This window comes from Escherichia sp. E14S1, assembly GCF_004211995.1.
In the GTDB taxonomy this organism is placed as follows: Bacteria; Pseudomonadota; Gammaproteobacteria; order Enterobacterales; family Enterobacteriaceae; genus Escherichia.
In genome coordinates this window covers 1-21,533 of sequence record NZ_RHJQ01000001.1, presented here as the reverse complement: position 1 = coordinate 21,533, position 21,533 = coordinate 1, and the positions used below count along the sequence as shown (strand labels likewise).

Annotated in this window: 20 protein-coding genes, 1 tRNA gene and 2 rRNA genes; 19 read left to right on the top strand and 4 right to left on the bottom strand. The window is 50.1% G+C overall.

The annotated features are described in order from the left end of the window. Positions 1 to 54: 54 nt before the first annotated feature. From D9734_RS00120 to D9734_RS00065, 12 genes are all read left to right on the top strand, one after another. Complete coding sequence (locus D9734_RS00120) at positions 55 to 1,029, top strand: MDR family oxidoreductase (protein WP_130204512.1); 975 nt, start codon at positions 55 to 57, stop codon at positions 1,027 to 1,029. 97 nt (positions 1,030 to 1,126) lie between these two features. Continuing rightward, on the top strand, positions 1,127 to 2,131 hold the full coding sequence (msrP, locus tag D9734_RS00115; RefSeq protein ID WP_130204510.1) for a protein-methionine-sulfoxide reductase catalytic subunit MsrP: 1,005 nt from the start codon (positions 1,127 to 1,129) through the stop codon (positions 2,129 to 2,131). Continuing rightward, positions 2,132 to 2,731 carry a protein-methionine-sulfoxide reductase heme-binding subunit MsrQ gene (gene msrQ, locus D9734_RS00110; protein WP_130204508.1) on the top strand — a complete coding sequence of 200 codons (600 nt, stop codon included), beginning with the start codon at positions 2,132 to 2,134 and terminating at the stop codon, positions 2,729 to 2,731. Between the two features lie 395 nt (positions 2,732 to 3,126). Continuing rightward, positions 3,127 to 3,597 carry an acetyl-CoA carboxylase biotin carboxyl carrier protein gene (gene accB / locus D9734_RS00105; protein ID WP_000354618.1) on the top strand — a complete coding sequence of 157 codons (471 nt, stop codon included), beginning with the start codon at positions 3,127 to 3,129 and terminating at the stop codon, positions 3,595 to 3,597. 10 nt (positions 3,598 to 3,607) lie between these two features. Further along, entirely contained in the window at positions 3,608 to 4,957 is a 1,350-nt protein-coding gene (gene accC, locus D9734_RS00100; protein ID WP_000884639.1) for an acetyl-CoA carboxylase biotin carboxylase subunit, read from the top strand. A gap of 108 nt (positions 4,958 to 5,065) precedes the next feature. Next, positions 5,066 to 5,308: a YhdT family protein gene (locus tag D9734_RS00095; protein ID WP_000381170.1), complete on the top strand. Its 243-nt coding sequence runs from the start codon at positions 5,066 to 5,068 to the stop codon at positions 5,306 to 5,308. Next, positions 5,298 to 6,749, top strand: coding sequence for a sodium/pantothenate symporter (gene panF / locus D9734_RS00090; RefSeq protein WP_130204506.1), 1,452 nt, complete (start codon positions 5,298 to 5,300; stop codon positions 6,747 to 6,749). The genes D9734_RS00095 and panF overlap by 11 nt, the downstream gene beginning before the upstream one ends. Before the next feature lie 11 nt (positions 6,750 to 6,760). Next, positions 6,761 to 7,642 carry a 50S ribosomal protein L11 methyltransferase gene (gene prmA / locus D9734_RS00085; protein ID WP_130204504.1) on the top strand — a complete coding sequence of 294 codons (882 nt, stop codon included), beginning with the start codon at positions 6,761 to 6,763 and terminating at the stop codon, positions 7,640 to 7,642. A gap of 328 nt (positions 7,643 to 7,970) precedes the next feature. Continuing rightward, positions 7,971 to 8,936, top strand: coding sequence for a tRNA dihydrouridine synthase DusB (gene dusB, locus D9734_RS00080; RefSeq protein WP_001219652.1), 966 nt, complete (start codon positions 7,971 to 7,973; stop codon positions 8,934 to 8,936). Between the two features lie 25 nt (positions 8,937 to 8,961). Next, the gene (gene fis, locus D9734_RS00075; protein WP_000462905.1) at positions 8,962 to 9,258 is read left to right on the top strand and encodes a DNA-binding transcriptional regulator Fis; all 297 of its coding nucleotides are present in this window, start codon (positions 8,962 to 8,964) and stop codon (positions 9,256 to 9,258) included. 84 nt (positions 9,259 to 9,342) lie between these two features. After that, positions 9,343 to 10,227 carry an adenine-specific DNA-methyltransferase gene (gene yhdJ / locus D9734_RS00070; protein WP_130204502.1) on the top strand — a complete coding sequence of 295 codons (885 nt, stop codon included), beginning with the start codon at positions 9,343 to 9,345 and terminating at the stop codon, positions 10,225 to 10,227. Positions 10,228 to 10,310: 83 nt separating this feature from the next. Beyond that, entirely contained in the window at positions 10,311 to 10,490 is a 180-nt protein-coding gene (locus D9734_RS00065; protein WP_010345321.1) for a DUF2556 family protein, read from the top strand. A gap of 2 nt (positions 10,491 to 10,492) precedes the next feature. Here D9734_RS00065 and envR read toward each other — a convergent pair whose 3' ends face one another. Next, positions 10,493 to 11,155, bottom strand: a complete 663-nt coding sequence (gene envR, locus D9734_RS00060) for an acrEF/envCD operon transcriptional regulator (protein ID WP_130204500.1) — start codon at positions 11,153 to 11,155, stop codon at positions 10,493 to 10,495. 395 nt (positions 11,156 to 11,550) lie between these two features. Here envR and acrE point away from each other — a divergent pair, with 395 nt between their 5' ends. The 7 genes from acrE (at position 11,551) to D9734_RS00025 (ending at position 20,868) form a co-directional block, all read left to right on the top strand. Further along, a complete protein-coding gene (acrE, locus tag D9734_RS00055) occupies positions 11,551 to 12,708 on the top strand; it encodes a multidrug efflux RND transporter periplasmic adaptor subunit AcrE (protein WP_130204498.1) in 1,158 nt (385 codons plus the stop codon). An 11-nt stretch (positions 12,709 to 12,719) separates the two neighbouring features. Further along, a complete protein-coding gene (gene acrF, locus D9734_RS00050) occupies positions 12,720 to 15,824 on the top strand; it encodes a multidrug efflux RND transporter permease subunit AcrF (RefSeq protein ID WP_130204496.1) in 3,105 nt (1,034 codons plus the stop codon). 251 nt (positions 15,825 to 16,075) lie between these two features. Continuing rightward, positions 16,076 to 16,297 (top strand): membrane protein, encoded by a 222-nt coding sequence (locus D9734_RS00045; protein ID WP_000825639.1) that lies wholly within the window; start codon positions 16,076 to 16,078, stop codon positions 16,295 to 16,297. Positions 16,298 to 16,714: 417 nt separating this feature from the next. Then, positions 16,715 to 17,740, top strand: coding sequence for an amino acid ABC transporter substrate-binding protein (locus tag D9734_RS00040; protein ID WP_130204494.1), 1,026 nt, complete (start codon positions 16,715 to 16,717; stop codon positions 17,738 to 17,740). Positions 17,741 to 17,807: 67 nt separating this feature from the next. Continuing rightward, positions 17,808 to 18,989: an amino acid ABC transporter permease gene (locus D9734_RS00035; RefSeq protein ID WP_130204492.1), complete on the top strand. Its 1,182-nt coding sequence runs from the start codon at positions 17,808 to 17,810 to the stop codon at positions 18,987 to 18,989. A gap of 9 nt (positions 18,990 to 18,998) precedes the next feature. Then, positions 18,999 to 20,102, top strand: coding sequence for an amino acid ABC transporter permease (locus D9734_RS00030; RefSeq protein ID WP_130204652.1), 1,104 nt, complete (start codon positions 18,999 to 19,001; stop codon positions 20,100 to 20,102). Positions 20,103 to 20,109: 7 nt separating this feature from the next. Next, entirely contained in the window at positions 20,110 to 20,868 is a 759-nt protein-coding gene (locus D9734_RS00025) for an amino acid ABC transporter ATP-binding protein (protein ID WP_000078344.1), read from the top strand. A gap of 231 nt (positions 20,869 to 21,099) precedes the next feature. On the opposite strand, the gene rrf (D9734_RS00015) is transcribed toward D9734_RS00025, so the two are convergent. The 3 genes from rrf (D9734_RS00015) to rrf (D9734_RS00005) all read right to left on the bottom strand — a co-directional run bounded on the left by rrf (D9734_RS00015) (position 21,100) and on the right by rrf (D9734_RS00005) (position 21,460). Then, positions 21,100 to 21,215: ribosomal RNA gene (gene rrf, locus D9734_RS00015) — 5S ribosomal RNA — on the bottom strand. Positions 21,216 to 21,254: 39 nt separating this feature from the next. Further along, positions 21,255 to 21,330: transfer RNA gene (locus tag D9734_RS00010), tRNA-Thr, on the bottom strand. A 14-nt stretch (positions 21,331 to 21,344) separates the two neighbouring features. Next, positions 21,345 to 21,460, bottom strand: a 5S ribosomal RNA gene (gene rrf, locus D9734_RS00005). Positions 21,461 to 21,533 lie beyond the last annotated feature (73 nt).

Sequence of the window (21,533 nt, the reverse complement as noted above, 5' to 3'; positions counted from 1 at the left end):
GAGTATAGTCTTCAGAAATTATTTTCCAATCCATCATGCACATGAGGACTTCTTATGCAGGCGTTACTTTTAGAACAGCAGGACGGCAAAACCCTCGCATCTGTACAGACTCTGGACGCAAGTCGCCTGCCGGAAGGCGATGTGACGGTCGATGTCCACTGGTCGAGCCTGAATTATAAAGATGCGCTGGCAATAACCGGTAAAGGAAAAATAATCCGCAATTTTCCGATGATTCCTGGCATCGACTTCGCCGGAACCGTACGCGACAGTGAAGATCCTCGTTTTCATGCTGGTCAAGAAGTGTTACTCACGGGCTGGGGTGTTGGTGAAAATCATTGGGGCGGGCTGGCAGAACAAGCGCGCGTAAAAGGCGACTGGTTGGTTGCCATGCCGCAAGGTCTGGACGCGCGTAAAGCGATGATTATTGGTACTGCTGGGTTTACCGCCATGCTGTGCGTGCTGGCCCTGGAAGATGCCGGTATTCGTCCACAAGATGGCGAAATTGTGGTAACGGGCGCCAGCGGCGGCGTTGGTAGCACTGCCGTGGCGCTGTTGCATAAGTTAGGTTATCAGGTGGTTGCTGTTTCCGGTCGCGAAAGTACCCATGAATATCTGAACAGTTTAGGTGCCAGCCGAATTCTGCCGCGTGATGAATTTGCTGAATCCCGTCCACTTGAAAAACAGCTTTGGGCCGGGGCGATAGACACCGTGGGCGACAAAGTGCTGGCTAAAGTGCTGGCGCAAATGAACTACGGCGGCTGCGTGGCGGCCTGTGGTCTGGCGGGTGGTTTTACTCTGCCAACCACCGTCATGCCATTTATTCTGCGTAACGTTCGCCTGCAGGGCGTGGATTCGGTGATGACGCCACCAGCACGCCGCGCACAAGCCTGGCAGCGTCTGGTTGCCGATTTACCGGAATCATTCTATACCCAGGCGGCAAAAGAGATTTCACTGGCTGACGCACCAAAATTTGCCGAGGCCATTATTAACAATCAGATCCAGGGCCGTACGCTGGTAAAAGTTAACTAAGCGTTAGCATAAAATAATTTACATATCGTTAACGAATTTTAGCGGCACTTTGACATTCTCCCTGCCATAGTAATCATGAGCATACCGGGAGTCTGTTATGAAAAAAATTCGTCAACTTACAGAAGCCGATGTCACTGCTGAATCGGCTTTTTTTATGCAACGTCGGCAAGTTTTGAAAGCATTAGGCATCAGCGCCGCCGCCCTCTCTATACCAAATGCCGCCCACGCGGATTTACTTGGCTGGTTCAAAGGGAACGATCGCCCGCCCGCGCCTGCCGGAAAACCCCTGGAGTTCAGCAAGCCTGCTGCCTGGCAAAATAACCTGCCACTGACACCGGAAGATAAAGTTTCCGGCTACAACAATTTCTATGAATTTGGGTTGGATAAAGCAGATCCCGCCGCGAATGCTGGCAGCCTGAAAACCGATCCGTGGACGTTGAAAATCAGTGGTGAAGTCAGTAAACCGTTAACCCTCGACCACGATGCGCTAACCCGTCGATTCCCGTTAGAAGAGCGGATTTACCGGATGCGCTGCGTGGAAGCGTGGTCGATGGTGGTGCCGTGGATTGGTTTTCCGCTGCATAAACTGCTGGCGCTGGCAGAGCCGACCAGCAACGCGAAGTACGTCGCTTTCGAAACAATTTATGCACCGGAACAAATGCCCGGCCAGCAGGACAGGTTTATCGGCGGCGGCCTGAAATATCCCTATGTAGAAGGATTACGTCTCGACGAAGCAATGCATCCGCTCACACTGATGACCGTCGGCGTCTACGGCAAGGCGCTACCGCCGCAAAATGGCGCGCCGATACGCCTGATTGTGCCATGGAAATATGGCTTTAAAGGCATCAAGTCGATAGTGAGCATTAAGCTGACCCGAGAACGCCCACCAACCACCTGGAATCTTTCGGCCCCCAACGAATACGGCTTTTACGCCAACGTTAATCCGCATGTTGATCACCCTCGCTGGTCGCAGGCCACTGAGCGATTTATCGGTTCAGGTGGCATCCTGGATGTGCAACGCCAGCCGACACTGCTATTTAACGGCTACGCCGATGAAGTCGCGTCACTTTATCGCGGACTGGATCTACGGGAGAACTTCTAAGTGCGTTTGACTGCAAAACAGGTTACCTGGCTGAAATTTTGCCTGCATCTTGCCGGATTTTTGCCGTTTGTCTGGCTGGTTTGGGCAATCAATCATGGCGGGCTAAGTGCCGACCCGGTGAAAGATATTCAGCATTTTACCGGTCGGACTGCGCTGAAATTTTTATTGGCGACGTTGTTAATTACCCCGCTGGCGCGCTACGCTAAGCAGCCATTATTGATACGCACCCGCCGCCTGTTAGGTTTATGGTGTTTCGCCTGGGCGACGCTGCACTTAACCAGTTATGCATTGCTGGAACTTGGCGTGAACAACCTGGCATTGTTCGGTCAGGAATTAATCACCCGACCTTATTTAACCCTGGGTATTATCAGTTGGTTGATTTTGCTTGCTTTAGCATTCACGTCTACACAAGCGATGCAGCGAAAACTAGGCAAACACTGGCAACAGTTGCATAACTTCGTCTATCTTGTCGCGATCCTGGCCCCCATACATTATCTGTGGTCAGTGAAGGTTATCTCACCGCAGCCGCTCATCTACGCCGGGCTGGCATTATTGCTTTTAGCCTTACGTTATAAGAAGTTCCGTCAATGGTGGCGCTAATTTCGTGAACTGTGCGGCTTATTGCAAATTACGCGACGTTGAAAGTTATTTACATGTTAGCTGTTGATTATCTTCCCTGATAAGACCAGTATTTAGCTGCCATTTGCTACGAAATCGTTATAATGTGCGACCTCGTTCTCCCTGAGGCAGCTTTTAAACTGCTGAAAAGGTGACAATGGCGCAACGAAGGTATATTTTGTTTTTTGCCGGAGGATAGCAGCAAATCGCTGCACAATGTCCGTCAAGTCTCACATTGACACTCTGGGGCAAAATAGACCGGCGTCCCGGCCTGCTGGAATTTACCGCTATGCATACAGCTGTCGGGGCATACGCTTTACAGACGGCGGTGAAACGCCTGTCACAATCACACTAAACAAAGAGTACGGAACCCACTCATGGATATTCGTAAGATTAAAAAACTGATCGAGCTGGTTGAAGAATCAGGCATCTCTGAACTGGAAATTTCTGAAGGCGAAGAGTCAGTACGCATCAGCCGTGCAGCACCTGCCGCAAGTTTCCCGATGATGCAACAAGCTTACGCTGCACCAATGATGCAGCAGCCAGCTCAATCTAACGCAGCCGCTCCGGCGACCGTTCCTTCCATGGAAGCGCCAGCAGCAGCGGAAATCAGTGGTCACATCGTACGTTCCCCAATGGTTGGTACTTTCTACCGCACCCCAAGCCCGGACGCGAAAGCGTTCATCGAAGTGGGTCAGAAAGTGAACGTGGGCGATACCCTGTGCATCGTTGAAGCCATGAAAATGATGAACCAGATCGAAGCAGACAAATCCGGTACTGTGAAAGCAATTCTGGTCGAAAGTGGACAACCGGTAGAATTTGACGAGCCGCTGGTCGTCATCGAGTAACGAGGCGAACATGCTGGATAAAATTGTTATTGCCAACCGCGGCGAGATTGCATTGCGTATTCTTCGTGCCTGTAAAGAACTGGGCATCAAGACTGTCGCTGTGCACTCCAGCGCGGATCGCGATCTAAAACACGTATTACTGGCAGATGAAACGGTCTGTATCGGCCCTGCTCCGTCAGTAAAAAGTTATCTGAACATCCCGGCAATCATCAGCGCCGCTGAAATCACCGGCGCAGTAGCAATCCATCCGGGTTACGGCTTCCTTTCCGAGAACGCCAACTTTGCCGAGCAGGTTGAACGCTCCGGCTTTATCTTCATCGGCCCGAAAGCAGAAACCATTCGCCTGATGGGCGACAAAGTATCCGCAATCGCCGCGATGAAAAAAGCTGGCGTTCCTTGCGTACCAGGTTCTGACGGCCCGCTGGGCGACGATATGGATAAAAACCGCGCCATTGCTAAACGCATTGGTTATCCGGTAATTATCAAAGCCTCCGGCGGCGGCGGCGGTCGTGGTATGCGCGTAGTGCGCGGCGATGCTGAACTGGCGCAATCTATCTCCATGACTCGTGCGGAAGCGAAAGCTGCTTTCAGCAACGATATGGTTTACATGGAGAAATACCTGGAAAATCCTCGCCACGTCGAGATTCAGGTGCTGGCTGACGGTCAGGGCAACGCTATCTATCTGGCGGAACGTGACTGCTCCATGCAGCGCCGCCACCAGAAAGTGGTCGAAGAAGCGCCAGCACCGGGCATTACCCCGGAACTGCGTCGCTACATCGGCGAACGTTGCGCTAAAGCGTGTGTTGATATCGGCTATCGCGGTGCAGGTACATTCGAGTTCCTGTTCGAAAACGGCGAGTTCTATTTCATCGAAATGAACACCCGTATTCAGGTAGAACACCCGGTTACTGAAATGATCACTGGCGTTGACCTGATCAAAGAACAGCTGCGTATCGCTGCCGGTCAGCCGCTGTCTATCAAGCAAGAAGAAGTTCACGTTCGCGGCCATGCGGTAGAGTGCCGTATCAACGCCGAAGATCCGAACACCTTCCTGCCAAGCCCGGGCAAAATCACCCGTTTCCACGCACCAGGCGGTTTTGGCGTACGTTGGGAGTCTCATATCTACGCGGGCTACACCGTGCCGCCGTACTATGACTCAATGATCGGTAAGCTGATTTGCTACGGTGAAAACCGTGACGTGGCAATTGCACGCATGAAGAATGCACTGCAGGAGCTGATCATCGACGGTATCAAAACCAACGTTGATCTGCAGATCCGCATCATGAATGACGAGAACTTCCAGCATGGTGGCACTAACATCCACTATCTGGAGAAAAAACTCGGTCTTCAGGAAAAATAAGACTGCAAAAGCGTCAAAAGGCCGGATTTTCCGGCCTTTTTTATTACTGGGGATCGACAACCCCCATAAGGTACAATCCCCGCTTTCTTCACCCATCAGGGACAAAAAATGGACACTCGTTTTGTTCAGGCCCATAAAGAGGCGCGCTGGGCGCTGGGGCTGACCCTTTTGTATCTGGCGGTATGGTTAGTAGCTGCTTACTTACCTGGCGTTGCCCCCGGTTTTACCGGCTTTCCGCGCTGGTTTGAGATGGCCTGCATCCTGACGCCGCTGCTGTTTATTGGACTATGCTGGGCGATGGTGAAATTTATCTATCGCGATATCCCGTTGGAGGATGACGATGCAGCTTGAAGTGATTCTACCGCTGGTCGCCTATCTGGTGGTGGTGTTCGGTATCTCTGTTTATGCGATGCGTAAACGGAGCACCGGCACCTTCCTCAATGAGTATTTCCTCGGCAGCCGTTCCATGGGCGGTATTGTGCTGGCGATGACGCTCACCGCGACCTATATCAGTGCCAGTTCGTTTATCGGCGGGCCTGGCGCTGCTTATAAATACGGCCTGGGTTGGGTATTGCTGGCGATGATTCAGCTTCCTGCAGTCTGGCTTTCGCTCGGTATACTCGGCAAGAAGTTCGCGATTCTTGCGCGCCGCTACAATGCGGTGACGCTGAACGATATGCTGTTTGCCCGCTACCAGAGTCGTCTTCTGGTGTGGCTGGCGAGTTTGAGTTTGCTGGTTGCGTTCGTTGGTGCGATGACCGTGCAGTTTATCGGCGGTGCGCGTCTGCTGGAAACCGCGGCGGGTATTCCTTATGAAACCGGGCTGCTGATTTTCGGTATCAGTATTGCGTTATATACCGCCTTTGGCGGCTTTCGCGCCAGTGTGCTGAACGACACCATGCAAGGTCTGGTGATGCTGGTTGGCACCATTGTGCTGCTGGTCGGCGTGGTACATGCCGCTGGCGGCTTAAGCAACGCGGTAGAGACGCTGCAAACCATCGATCCACAGCTGGTTACGCCACAAGGTGCTGACGATATTCTGTCACCTGCCTTTATGACATCGTTCTGGGTACTGGTGTGCTTTGGCGTTATTGGCCTGCCGCATACTGCGGTGCGCTGTATCTCTTATAAAGACAGCAAAGCAGTGCATCGGGGGATCATCATCGGAACGATTGTAGTCGCAATCCTGATGTTCGGTATGCACCTGGCCGGAGCGTTAGGTCGGGCGGTGATCCCCGATCTCACCGTACCGGATCTGGTGATCCCGACGTTAATGGTAAAAGTGCTGCCACCGTTTGCTGCCGGGATCTTCCTGGCTGCACCGATGGCCGCGATCATGTCGACGATCAACGCCCAGTTGCTGCAAAGTTCCGCTACGATCATTAAAGATCTCTATCTGAATATCCGTCCGGATCAAATGCAAAACGAGACGCGTCTGAAGCGGATGTCGGCGGTGATTACGTTGATTCTCGGCGCGTTGCTGCTGCTTGCCGCCTGGAAGCCGCCAGAAATGATCATCTGGCTGAATTTGCTGGCCTTCGGTGGGCTGGAAGCCGTTTTCCTATGGCCGCTGGTGCTGGGTCTTTACTGGGAACGCGCCAACGCCAAAGGTGCGCTAAGTGCGATGATCGTTGGCGGCGTGCTGTATGCCGTGCTCGCGACCCTGAATATTCAGTACCTGGGCTTCCACCCTATCGTGCCCTCGTTACTGCTAAGTTTGCTGGCTTTCCTGGTCGGAAACCGTTTCGGTACTTCCGTCTCGCAAGCTACCGTTTTGACTACTGATAAATAAAGAGTTTTGCCATGCCTTGGATCCAACTGAAACTGAACACCACCGGCGCGAACGCTGAAGATCTTAGCGATGCGCTGATGGAAGCGGGTGCCGTGTCCATTACTTTTCAGGATACCCACGATACGCCGGTGTTTGAGCCGCTGCCGGGCGAAACGCGCCTGTGGGGCGACACCGATGTGATTGGTCTGTTCGATGCTGAAACCGACATGAATGAAGTCGTGGCGATTCTGGAGAATCATCCGCTGCTCGGCGCAGGCTTCGCGCACAAAATCGAACAACTGGAAGATAAAGACTGGGAGCGCGAATGGATGGATAATTTCCACCCAATGCGCTTTGGCGAACGTCTGTGGATCTGCCCAAGCTGGCGTGATGTGCCAGACGAAAACGCCGTCAACGTGATGTTAGACCCGGGCCTGGCGTTTGGTACGGGGACTCATCCAACCACCTCTCTGTGCCTGCAATGGCTCGACAGCCTCGATTTAACCGGTAAAACGGTCATCGATTTTGGCTGTGGATCCGGCATTCTGGCAATCGCGGCGCTGAAACTGGGCGCAGCAAAAGCCATTGGTATTGATATCGATCCGCAGGCCATTCAGGCCAGCCGCGACAACGCCGAACGTAATGGCGTTTCTGACCGTCTGGAACTCTACTTACCCAAAGATCAGCCTGAAGCGATGAAAGCCGACGTGGTGGTCGCTAACATCCTCGCAGGCCCGTTACGTGAACTGGCACCGTTAATCAGCGTCCTGCCGGTTTCAGGCGGCTTGCTGGGCCTTTCCGGTATTCTGGCAAGCCAGGCGGAGAGCGTTTGTGAAGCTTATGCCGACAGCTTCGTTCTGGACCCGGTCGTGGAAAAAGAAGAGTGGTGTCGCATTACTGGTCGTAAGAATTAACCGCCAGAATGCGGCATAGTGATGTAGAGAGAAGTGCGAGCAACGTCACAAAAGGCACGTAATTTTGCTGATTATTTAGGCAAATTTGCGTGCCAAAATTTTCATTCATAAAGAAAAATTGAGAACTTACTCAAATTTCTTTGAGTGCGAATTTTAATCACTTATTTCTAATGTGATGATTTTTATGATTAATTATTCCGCCGAGTTCATTTTAAATGCAATTCTTTGATCCATCTCAGAGGATTGGTCAAAGTTTGGCCTTTCATCTCGTGCAAAAAATGCGTAATATACGCCGCCTTGCAGTCACAGTATGGTCATTTCTTAACTCATGCGCATCGGACAATATCAGCTCAGAAATCGCCTGATCGCAGCGCCCATGGCTGGCATTACAGACAGACCTTTTCGGACGTTGTGCTACGAGATGGGAGCCGGATTGACAGTATCCGAGATGATGTCTTCTAACCCTCAGGTTTGGGAAAGCGACAAATCTCGTTTACGGATGGTGCACATTGATGAACCCGGTATTCGCACCGTGCAAATTGCCGGTAGCGATCCGAAAGAAATGGCAGATGCAGCACGTATTAACGTGGAAAGCGGTGCCCAGATTATTGATATCAATATGGGTTGCCCGGCTAAAAAAGTGAATCGCAAGCTTGCAGGTTCAGCCCTCTTGCAGTACCCGGATGTCGTTAAATCGATCCTTACCGAGGTCGTCAATGCAGTGGACGTTCCTGTTACCCTGAAGATTCGCACCGGCTGGGCGCCGGAACACCGTAACTGCGAAGAGATTGCCCAACTGGCTGAAGACTGTGGCATTCAGGCTCTGACCATTCATGGCCGTACACGCGCCTGTTTGTTCAATGGAGAAGCTGAATACGACAGTATTCGGGCAGTTAAGCAGAAAGTTTCCATTCCGGTTATCGCGAATGGCGACATTACTGACCCGCTTAAAGCCAGAGCTGTGCTCGACTATACAGGGGCGGATGCTCTGATGATAGGCCGCGCAGCTCAGGGAAGACCCTGGATCTTTCGGGAAATCCAGCATTATCTGGACACTGGGGAGTTGCTGCCCCCGCTGCCTTTGGCAGAGGTTAAGCGCTTGCTTTGCGCGCACGTTCGGGAACTGCATGACTTTTATGGTCCGGCAAAAGGGTACCGAATTGCACGTAAACACGTTTCCTGGTATCTCCAGGAACACGCTCCAAATGACCAGTTTCGGCGCACATTCAACGCCATTGAGGATGCCAGCGAACAGCTGGAGGCGTTGGAGGCATACTTCGAAAATTTTGCGTAAACAGAAATAAAGAGCTGACAGAACTATGTTCGAACAACGCGTAAATTCTGACGTACTGACCGTTTCTACCGTTAACTCTCAGGATCAGGTAACCCAAAAACCCCTGCGTGACTCGGTTAAACAGGCACTGAAGAACTATTTTGCTCAACTGAACGGTCAGGATGTTAATGACCTCTATGAGCTGGTACTGGCTGAAGTAGAACAGCCCCTGTTGGACATGGTGATGCAATACACCCGTGGTAACCAGACCCGTGCTGCGCTGATGATGGGCATCAACCGTGGTACGCTGCGTAAAAAATTGAAAAAGTACGGCATGAACTAATTCAGGTTAGCTAATTGCTTGATTAAAAGGCGCTACTCGGCATGGGGAAGCGCCTTTTTTATAGGTGTCGCAAAGGGAGTGACCATGAGAACAGGATGTGAACCCACCAGGTTTGGCGACAATACAAAGACCATTATCCACGGTGATGCATTAGCTGAACTTAAAAAGATACCCGCAGAAAGTGTCGATCTAATCTTTGCTGACCCGCCTTATAACATCGGTAAAAATTTCGATGGCCTGATCGAAGCGTGGAAAGAAGATCTGTTTATTAACTGGCTATTTGAAGTGATTACAGAGTGCCACCGCGTTCTGAAAAAACAGGGCAGCATGTACATCATGAACAGCACGGAAAACATGCCCTTTATTGACCTCCAGTGCCGCCAGCTTTTTACCATCAAAAGTCGCATCGTCTGGTCGTATGACAGCTCCGGCGTTCAGGCAAAAAAATATTACGGCTCCATGTATGAACCCATCCTGATGATGGTGAAAGACGCAAAGAACTACACATTTAACAGCGATGCTATTCTGGTAGAAGCCAAAACCGGAGCACAGCGTGCATTAATCGACTATCGCAAAAATCCCCCACAACCTTACAATCATCAAAAAGTGCCAGGTAACGTCTGGGATTTTCCACGCGTACGTTATTTGATGGATGAATATGAAAACCATCCGACGCAAAAGCCTGAAGCTTTACTGAAGCGCATTATTCTCGCCTCTTCTAACCCTGGCGATGTCGTTCTCGATCCGTTTGCTGGTAGCTTCACCACCGGTGCCGTCGCCATCGCGACCGGGCGAAAATTCATTGGTATTGAGATTAACAGCGAGTACATCAAGATAGGGCTACGCCGACTGGAAGTCGCGTCAAATTACTCCATGGAAGAGCTGGCGAAAGTGAAAAAAAGAAAGACCGGCAACCTGTCAAAACGAAGCCGGATCAGCGAAGTTGACCCCACTCTCATTGCAAAGTAAAGGAAGTGTAAGCCTGGTTTTCAGATTATTCATTTCGTGTATATTTCCTGCCAGACTTGGTTAAACATGCACAGGCTCAGGTAATGATTCGCAAGTATTGGTGGCTCGTCGTTTTCGCTGTCTCCGTTTTTCTGTTTGATACCTTACTGATGCAGTGGATTGAACTACTGGCAACAGAAACAGACAAATGTCGCAATATGAACTCGGTTAATCCGCTAAAACTGGTTAACTGTGACGAACTGGATTTTCACAATAGAATGTAACTTTATACGATACCTAATTCATTTGTTTTATGAATTAATTTCGTTATGTTTTCATCTGGCATAAACATTCTTAATACATTATCGACTAATGCGGGTGCTTGTTTATAAAGATCGTAACCCGCTATATTCATTAACCAGTTTTGAACAATACCGCTGAAGGCGCCATCAATAATAATCATTACGACGTCTAAGTCGAGGCTTTTAGCTATATCCCCCTGTTGCTGACATGCTTGTAATACTTCACGCAGAATCTGTGGATTAAAGCCCATCTTTTCACGTATTACTGCCTCGGCCAGCATTTCATCACTAAATTCACACTTGTGATATAAGATTTGCAGTAACGCCTGCTGGCGGGGAATTTCGGCAATATATTGCAAGCCAACAATCAGTTTTTCACGCAATTGCAGGAAAGGATCATGTTCTAACCCTTCCGTTAAACGTTCCTGGATTAACTCACGCAATGAAGGCTGTTGCAGCCACATCTCGTTAAACAGTTGAGCCTTGTTTTCGAAGTGCCAGTAGATTGCGCCACGCGTGACGTTGGCGGCGTCGGCGATGTCATTGAGCGTCGTCTTGCTTACGCCATACTGCGCAAACTGGGCGATGGCAGTTTCAATCAGTTCTTGCCTGGTCTTCAGGGCTTCAGCTTTGGTTCTTTTTGCCATGATTAATCATTCAGGGAATAAATGTATTCGACATAAGGGAAACAACGAGAAGTAATGTATCACCTAATTTTTATTTATACGAGAAACCAATTCCCGTCTGCTATCAATCGTCAAATAATCAAAGTCTATTGTTTGACGATAATATATTTAATTAATAAATGTATATTTCACTTTGCGTTAAAATGCTTCCATTCTTTTCAACTCACATCAAATGAGAACATTAGAATATTAATCTATTTTTGTGTTTACGTGCCTTGAATAGCGACTATTCATAACTATTCCTTACATCGCCGGACGATAATTTGTAGGATAGCGAACTGTATTTTTATTTCTGCGAGTTAACGCGTTGCCTTTTTCTGGCTAATAACGCGCTTTTGGTTTTTTGAGGAATAGTAATGACGAAACATGCCAGGTTTTTCCTCCTGCCCTCCTTTATCATGATCTCCGCAGCGTTAATTGCGGGTTGTAACGATAAGGGAGAAGAGAAAGCTCACGTCGGTGAACCGCAGGTTACCGTTCATGTTGTGAATACTGCCCCGTTAGAAGTTAAAACTGAATTACCAGGCCGTACTAATGCTTTCCGTATTGCCGAGGTTCGCCCACAGGTTAGCGGGATAGTGCTGAATCGTAATTTCACTGAAGGCAGCGATGTGCAAGCTGGCCAGTCCCTGTACCAGATCGATCCAGCCACTTATCAGGCAAGTTATGACAGCGCGAAAGGCGACCTGGCGAAAAGCGAAGCTGCCGCATCCATCGCGCATTTGACGGTAAAACGTTATGTTCCGCTTGTGGGTACGAAATACATCAGCCAGCAGGAGTACGATCAGGCGATTGCTGATGCTCGTCAGGCCGATGCTACCGTCATAGCCGCAAAAGCCACGGTCGAAAGCGCCCGCATCAATCTCGCTTATACCAAAGTGACTGCGCCAATTAGCGGGCGTATCGGCAAATCTTCGGTGACCGAAGGTGCTCTCGTCACTAACGGGCAAACGACCGAACTGGCGACTGTCCAGCAACTCGATCCTATCTATGTCGATGTGACCCAATCCAGCAACGACTTCATGAGACTCAAGCAGTCCGTAGAGCAAGGTAGTTTGCATAAGGAAAACGCCACCAGCAACGTAGAGCTGGTCATGGAAAACGGTCAAACCTATCCCCTGAAAGGCACGCTGCAATTCTCTGATGTAACCGTTGATGAAAGCACCGGCTCCATTACCCTGCGCGCGGTTTTCCCTAACCCGCAACACACGCTTCTGCCAGGTATGTTTGTGCGCGCACGGATTGATGAAGGTGTACAACCTGACGCTATTCTTATCCCGCAACAGGGAGTTAGCCGCACGCCGCGTGGTGACGCTACCGTGCTGATTGTTAATGATAAAAGCCAGGTTGAGGCGCGTCCTGTTGTCGCCAGCCAGGCCATTGGCGATAAATGGCTGATTAGCGAAGGACTAAAAGCGGGTGATCAGGTCATTGTCAGCGGCCTGCAAAAAGCACGCCCGGGAGAGCAGGTTAAAGCCACTACCGATACCCCCGCAGATACTGCGTCGAAGTAAGGCAATCTGATATGGCAAACTTTTTTATTCGACGACCAATATTTGCATGGGTGCTGGCCATTATTCTGATGATGGCGGGCGTACTGGCGATCCTACAATTGCCCGTCGCCCAGTATCCAACCATTGCCCCGCCCGCTGTTTCTGTGTCGGCAAACTATCCGGGCGCTGATGCGCAAACCGTGCAGGATACGGTGACACAGGTTATCGAACAGAATATGAACGGCATCGATAATCTGATGTATATGTCCTCCACCAGCGATTCAGCCGGTAGCGTGACAATTACTCTCACCTTCCAGTCCGGGACCGATCCAGACATCGCGCAAGTGCAGGTACAAAACAAACTTCAACTCGCCACACCGCTACTGCCGCAGGAAGTCCAGCAACAGGGGATAAGTGTCGAGAAATCAAGTAGCAGCTTTTTGATGGTGGCTGGTTTTGTTTCTGATAACCCAAGTACCACGCAAGACGATATTTCCGACTACATCGCCTCTAACGTCAAAGATACCATTAGCCGTCTGAACGGCGTTGGCGACGTACAACTGTTCGGTGCTCAGTACGCTATGCGTATCTGGCTCGATGCCGATCTGCTGAACAAATATAAACTCACATCGGTTGATGTTATTAACCAGTTGAAAGTACAGAACGACCAGATTGCGGCCGGTCAGTTAGGCGGCACGCCGGCATTACCAGGACAGCAGCTAAACGCGTCGATTATTGCCCAGACACGGTTAAAAGATCCGGAAGAGTTCGGCAAAGTCACCCTGCGCGTGAACAGCGACGGTTCGGTAGTGCGGCTGAAAGATGTCGCACGGATTGAACTCGGTGGTGAAAACTATAACGTTATCGCCCGTATCAACGGCAAACCCGCGGCTGGCCTCGGTATTAAACTGGCAACGGGAGCTAACGCACTTGATACCGCAAAAGCCATCAAGGCCAAACTGGCAGAATTGCAGCCGTTCTTCCCACAGGGAATGAAGGTTCTTTACCCTTATGACACCACGCCTTTCGTCCAGCTTTCTATCCAGGAAGTGGTGAAAACGCTGTTCGAAGCCATTATCCTGGTATTCCTGGTGATGTATCTGTTCTTGCAGAACATGCGGGCGACATTGATACCCACCATTGCTGTACCTGTCGTGTTGTTAGGGACGTTTGCCATACTCGCCGCTTTTGGTTACTCCATCAATACGCTAACGATGTTCGGGATGGTACTTGCCATCGGGCTTCTTGTTGATGATGCGATAGTCGTTGTAGAGAACGTCGAGCGCGTAATGATGGAGGATAAACTCCCCCCCAGAGAAGCGACGGAAAAATCGATGTCGCAAATCCAGGGTGCGCTGGTAGGTATCGCGATGGTACTGTCGGCGGTGTTTATTCCGATGGCATTCTTCGGTGGCTCAACAGGGGCAATTTATCGACAGTTCTCTATCACTATTGTTTCAGCAATGGCGCTTTCAGTACTGGTTGCGCTGATTCTCACCCCCGCGTTATGTGCAACATTGCTGAAACCAGTCTCTGCCGAGCATCACGAAAATAAGGGTGGTTTCTTCGGCTGGTTTAACACCACTTTCGATCATAGCGTTAATCACTACACCAATAGCGTTGGCAAAATCCTCGGTTCCACAGGGCGATATTTACTGATCTATGCGCTGATTGTCGCCGGAATGGTAGTGCTGTTTTTACGCCTCCCTTCTTCTTTCTTGCCGGAAGAAGATCAGGGTGTCTTCCTGACCATGATCCAACTGCCCGCTGGCGCGACGCAAGAGCGGACACAAAAAGTACTGGATGAAGTGACGGATTACTATCTGAAGAACGAGAAGGCGAACGTTGAAAGTGTCTTTACAGTCAATGGATTTAGCTTCAGCGGTCAGGCGCAAAACGCCGGGATGGCCTTTGTCAGCCTTAAACCGTGGGAAGAGCGCAGTGGCGAAGAAAATAGCGCGGAAGCGGTAATCCAACGTGCCAAAATGGAACTGAGTAAAATCCGCGACGGTTTTGTCATTCCATTCAATATGCCAGCCATTGTTGAACTGGGTACGGCAACAGGTTTCGACTTTGAGTTAATCGATCAGGCGGGTCTTGGTCACGATGCCTTAACCCATGCCCGCAACCAATTGCTTGGCATGGCGGCGCAACATCCTGAAAGCTTAGTCAGTGTGCGCCCCAATGGCCTGGAAGATACTGCGCAGTTCAAACTTGAAGTTGACCAGGAAAAAGCACAGGCATTAGGCGTTTCGCTTTCTGACATTAATCAGACCATTTCTACGGCGTTAGGCGGGACGTATGTCAACGACTTCATCGACCGTGGCCGCGTGAAAAAAGTATATGTTCAGGCGGATGCCAAATTCCGTATGCTGCCAGAAGATGTCGATAAACTTTATGTCCGCAGTGCCAACGGCGAAATGGTGCCATTCTCCACCTTTACCACTTCACATTGGGTATATGGTTCTCCGCGTCTGGAACGCTACAACGGTCTACCTTCTATGGAGATTCAGGGGGAGGCCGCGCCAGGCACCAGTTCCGGCGATGCGATGTCGCTAATGGAAAGCCTCGCCTCACAACTACCTAACGGAATCGGTTATGACTGGACGGGTATGTCGTATCAGGAACGCTTGTCAGGCAACCAGGCCCCTGCTCTGGTAGCCATTTCATTCGTGGTCGTTTTCCTGTGCCTTGCAGCGCTCTATGAAAGCTGGTCAATTCCTGTCTCGGTTATGTTGGTCGTGCCGTTAGGGATTGTCGGCGTGCTGCTGGCGGCGACACTCTTTAATCAAAAAAATGACGTTTATTTTATGGTGGGCTTGTTAACGACAATTGGCTTATCAGCTAAAAACGCTATTTTGATTGTTGAGTTCGCCAAAGACCTGATGGAGAAAGAGGGGAAAGGTGTTATTGAAGCAACGCTGATGGCCGTACGTATGCGTCTTCGTCCGATTCTGATGACATCACTCGCCTTTATTCTCGGCGTATTGCCGCTGGCTATCAGTAATGGTGCGGGAAGCGGCGCGCAGAACGCAGTAGGGATTGGAGTCATGGGCGGCATGATTTCCGCAACATTACTGGCAATCTTCTTCGTCCCTGTGTTCTTTGTGGTGATCCGCCGTTGCTTTAAAGGGTAAATTTAAAACACAAAGGCGTCTTCGGACGCCTTTTTAATTTGCAGTTAAAACTATAAAAATTAATGAGTTAATGATTCACTAACTTTTGAATTGAGTGCATTCATTCTTTCTCCCTTCATTATTTTTACAATTAACATAATTTGTCATTATTCATCTCGCAAGAATTATAACTCCCGGTGATAAAATGGAATTCAGTACGTTAATAAGAAAGTTAGCTTATTAAGCGGTAGCGTTATTACTGAGGTAACACCATGAAAAGATTAATTCCTGTCGCATTGCTCACCGCATTGCTGGCGGGCTGCGCTCACGATTCACCCTGCGTTCCGGTTTATGACGATCAGGGCCGTCTGGTTCACACCAATACCTGTATGAAAGGTACGACTCAGGATAACTGGGAAACTGCCGGGGCTATTGCTGGCGGGGCAGCGGCTGTTGCTGGCCTGACGATGGGGATCATCGCTCTGTCGAAATAACTGAACAGGGCGCGGAGTTCCGCGCTCTGTTTAACGGTACAGAATCTCACCGTAAGATAAAATACAACTATATTCGGCTAGCTTATTCCCTTTTAATTTAGCATTTTATTTCGAACCGTCGAAATAACACATCCATTAGTTTTTACCCTCATTTAAAACACATGCTCACGCTAACAATCATTATCCTGCTTAGTAAAATGCGAATAAATATTTTGCGCTAAAATGTGGCGTATGTTTCATTTTCGCACCATTGCGGGGCGATGTTTTTATTATTTCCTGTCTACACTCAGCTTATTGCGACACGGAATCGTGCGCAAAAACTGGCACTACTTTTGCTTATAAAAGGATGGCCACAGACAGGTAAAAGACGTTTCCCAAACGTCCTATAACGATAATTTTCGCCTCACAGGAAGCATTATGAAAAAGATGATGATAGCCACACTGGCTGCCGCCAGCGTGCTGCTTGCCGTTGCAAATCAGGCGCATGCTGGCGCGACACTTGATGCCGTAAAGAATAAAGGGTTTGTGCAATGCGGGATCAGTGACGGATTACCTGGATTCTCTTATGCCGATGCAGACGGTAAGTTTTCAGGTATTGATGTAGATGTTTGTCGTGGTGTTGCCGCTGCTGTATTTGGCGACGACACGAAAGTGAAATATACCCCACTCACAGCAAAAGAACGCTTCACCGCTTTACAGTCAGGAGAAGTGGATTTGCTCTCCCGTAATACGACCTGGACTTCATCCCGCGACGCAGGAATGGGAATGGTATTTACTGGCGTCACTTATTACGACGGCATTGGCTTCCTGACGCACGATAAAGCGGGATTAAAAAGCGCGAAAGAACTGGATGGCGCAACCGTCTGTATTCAGGCGGGGACTGATACCGAACTTAACGTCGCCGATTACTTCAAGGCAAACAATATGAAGTACACGCCAGTGACTTTCGATCGCTCTGACGAATCAGCAAAGGCTCTGGAATCTGGCCGCTGCGATACGCTGGCCTCGGATCAGTCGCAACTGTATGCCCTGCGGATCAAATTAAGTAATCCTGCCGAATGGATTGTCCTGCCAGAAGTTATCTCTAAAGAACCGCTTGGTCCGGTCGTCCGTCGTGGCGATGATGAATGGTTCTCTATTGTGCGCTGGACGCTTTTCGCCATGCTGAATGCTGAAGAGATGGGCGTTAACTCGCAAAACGTTGATGAAAAAGCGGCTAATCCAGCTACGCCTGATATGGCGCATCTGCTGGGTAAAGAGGGCGATTACGGCAAGGATCTGAAGCTGGATAATAAATGGGCTTACAACATCATCAAACAGGTGGGTAACTACTCGGAAATTTTTGAGCGTAATGTAGGTTCAGAAAGCCCGCTGAAAATTAAACGTGGGCAAAATAATCTCTGGAATAACGGCGGTATTCAGTACGCGCCGCCCGTGCGTTAAGTCGGTGTGAGGTAACGGGCGTCGCTACGGCGGCGCTCTCTTCAGCGTTATGGTTTCCGAGGTTTATATGCCCCATCGCCGCTCAACCGTTAAAGGCTCACTCTCCTTTAGCAACCCTACGGTTCGCGCCTGGTTATTCCAGATCCTCGCCGTTGTTGCCGTCGTCGGCATTGTTGGTTGGTTATTTCACAACACCGTGACGAATCTAAACAATCGCGGCATTACATCAGGATTTGCCTTTCTGGATCGCGGCGCAGGCTTCGGGATCGTCCAGCATTTGATCGATTACCAGCAGGGCGATACCTACGGACGCGTTTTTATTGTCGGCTTACTCAATACGCTACTGGTTTCAGCATTGTGTATCGTATTCGCATCTGTCCTGGGCTTCTTTATCGGTCTGGCGCGACTTTCGGATAACTGGCTGCTACGAAAGCTTTCCACAATTTATATTGAGATCTTCCGTAATATTCCCCCGCTACTGCAAATCTTCTTCTGGTACTTTGCCGTGTTGCGCAATTTGCCCGGACCGCGACAGGCAGTGAGTGCGTTTGATCTCGCCTTTTTGAGCAATCGTGGGCTCTATATTCCGTCGCCGCAGCTGGGAGATGGATTTATTGCGTTTATCCTGACTGTTGTTATTGCTATAGCCATTTCTGTTGGACTATTCCGTTTTAATAAAACGCACCAGATAAAGACCGGACAACTGCGACGAACCTGGCCTTGCGCCGTTGTGTTGCTCACTGGTTTACCTTTACTGGCGCAATGGCTTTTTGGTGCGGCACTGCACTGGGATGTTCCGGCGCTACGAGGGTTTAACTTCCGCGGCGGGATGGTGCTTATCCCTGAGCTGGCAGCCTTAACATTGGCGCTTTCAGTTTATACATCTGCATTTATCGCCGAGATTATTCGCGCCGGGATCCAAGCAGTGCCTTATGGTCAACATGAAGCTGCCCGCTCGCTGGGATTGCCCAACCCAGTTACGCTACGCCAGGTGATCATTCCACAAGCGCTTCGAGTAATTATTCCACCACTTACCAGCCAGTATCTCAACATCGTCAAAAACTCCTCTCTTGCCGCCGCTATTGGCTATCCAGATATGGTTTCGCTGTTTGCTGGCACAGTGCTGAACCAGACGGGGCAAGCCATCGAGACGATTGCCATGACGATGTCGGTCTATCTGATTATCAGCCTGACTATCTCGCTGCTGATGAATATCTATAACCGCCGTATCGCGATCGTTGAACGCTAAGGAGTCATGATGACAAAAGTATTGCTGTCTCATCCCCCGCGCCCGGCGAGCCATAACTCAAGCCGCGCTATGGTGTGGGTGCGCAAAAACCTGTTCTCCAGCTGGAGCAATAGCCTGCTGACTATTGGCTGCTTATGGTTGATGTGGGAACTGATTCCACCGCTGCTGAACTGGGCTTTTTTACAGGCAAACTGGGTTGGTTCAACGCGTACCGACTGCACAAAAGCCGGTGCCTGTTGGGTCTTCATCCACGAACGATTCGGCCAGTTTATGTATGGGCTTTACCCGCACGACCAGCGCTGGCGAATTAACCTGGCATTACTGATTGGCCTTGTTTCTATCGCACCAATGTTCTGGAAAATACTCCCGCATCGCGGTCGCTATATTGCGGTATGGGCGGTTATCTACCCACTGATTGTCTGGTGGCTGATGTATGGCGGTTTTCTTGGTCTGGAGCGGGTTGAAACCCGGCAATGGGGCGGGCTGACACTGACGTTGATTATCGCATCTGTTGGGATTGCTGGGGCACTGCCGTGGGGGATCTTACTGGCATTAGGCCGCCGCTCCCATATGCCGATTGTGCGTATCTTATCGATCATTTTTATCGAGTTCTGGCGTGGCGTACCGCTGATTACCGTACTGTTTATGTCTTCGGTCATGCTGCCGCTCTTTATGGCGGAAGGCACCAGTATCGACAAACTGATTCGTGCGTTGGTCGGCGTGATCCTGTTTCAGTCAGCATATGTTGCAGAAGTCGTGCGAGGCGGATTGCAGGCATTGCCCAAAGGGCAATACGAAGCGGCGGAGTCGCTGGCCTTGGGTTACTGGAAAACGCAGGGGCTGGTTATTCTGCCACAGGCACTGAAGCTGGTGATTCCTGGGCTGGTAAATACCATCATCGCACTATTCAAAGACACAAGTCTGGTGATCATCATCGGGTTGTTCGATCTTTTCAGTAGTGTGCAGCAGGCAACCGTTGATCCCGCCTGGCTAGGTATGTCCACAGAAGGGTATGTTTTCGCCGCACTGATCTACTGGATCTTCTGCTTCAGCATGTCACGTTATAGCCAACATCTGGAAAAACGTTTTAACACCGGGCGTACACCGCATTGAGGACACTATGAGCCAAATTTTACTGCAACCTGCTAACGCGATGATTACGCTGGAAAACGTCAATAAATGGTATGGGCAATTCCATGTTCTGAAAAATATAAATTTAACCGTGCAACCGGGAGAACGAATAGTACTGTGTGGACCTTCCGGTTCCGGGAAATCGACAACCATTCGCTGTATTAATCATCTGGAAGAACACCAACAGGGACGGATCGTGGTGGATGGCATCGAGCTTAACGAAGATATTCGCAATATTGAGCGCGTCAGGCAGGAAGTGGGAATGGTCTTTCAGCATTTCAATCTATTCCCACATTTGACCGTTTTACAAAACTGTACCCTGGCGCCGATTTGGGTGCGTAAAATGCCGAAGAAAGAAGCTGAAGCTTTGGCGATGCATTACCTTGAGCGGGTGAGAATTGCCGAACATGCACAGAAGTTTCCCGGGCAGATTTCTGGTGGTCAGCAGCAACGCGTTGCCATAGCACGTTCACTTTGTATGAAACCAAAGATCATGCTGTTTGATGAACCTACGTCGGCGCTCGATCCGGAGATGGTAAAAGAAGTGCTGGATACGATGATTGGGCTGGCTCAGTCAGGCATGACGATGCTGTGCGTAACACATGAAATGGGATTTGCGCGAACTGTCGCTGATCGAGTGATTTTTATGGATCGCGGAGAAATCGTGGAGCAAGCTGCACCGGATGAATTTTTTGCGCATCCTAAATCGGAGCGTACGAGGGCATTTTTATCGCAGGTTATCCATTAAGTTGTACATGGATTCGAAACGCAAAAAGGCCATCCTTTCGGATGGCCTTTCGCTTGATTTGATGTCTGGCAGTTTATGGCGAGCTTCCTGCCCGCCACCCTCCGGGCCGTTACTTCGCAACGTTCAAATCCGCTCCCGGCGGATTTGTCCTACTCAGGAGAGCGTTCACCGACAAGCAACAGACAAAACAAAAGGCCCAGTCTTTCGACTGAGCCTTTTGTTTTATTTGATGCCTGGCAGTTCCCTACTCTCGCATGGGGAGACCCCACACTACCATCGGCGCTACGGCGTTTCACTTCTGAGTTCGGCATGGGGTCAGGTGGGACCACCGCGCTACTGCCGCCAGACAAATTCTTTTCTAATCTGCCGAACTTTAACCTAAAAAGTGGTGCTGATACCCAGAGTCGAACTGGGGACCTCACCCTTACCAAGGGTGCGCTCTACCAACTGAGCCATATCAGCACGCTAAATTTGATGCCTGGCAGTTCCCTACTCTCGCATGGGGAGACCCCACACTACCATCGGCGCTACGGCGTTTCACTTCTGAGTTCGGCATGGGGTCAGGTGGGACCACCGCGCTACGGCCGCCAGGCAAATTCTGTTTATTAACCCGCTTATCGCCGGTTAATTTAATCTGTATCAGGCTGAAAATCTCTCAATCCGCC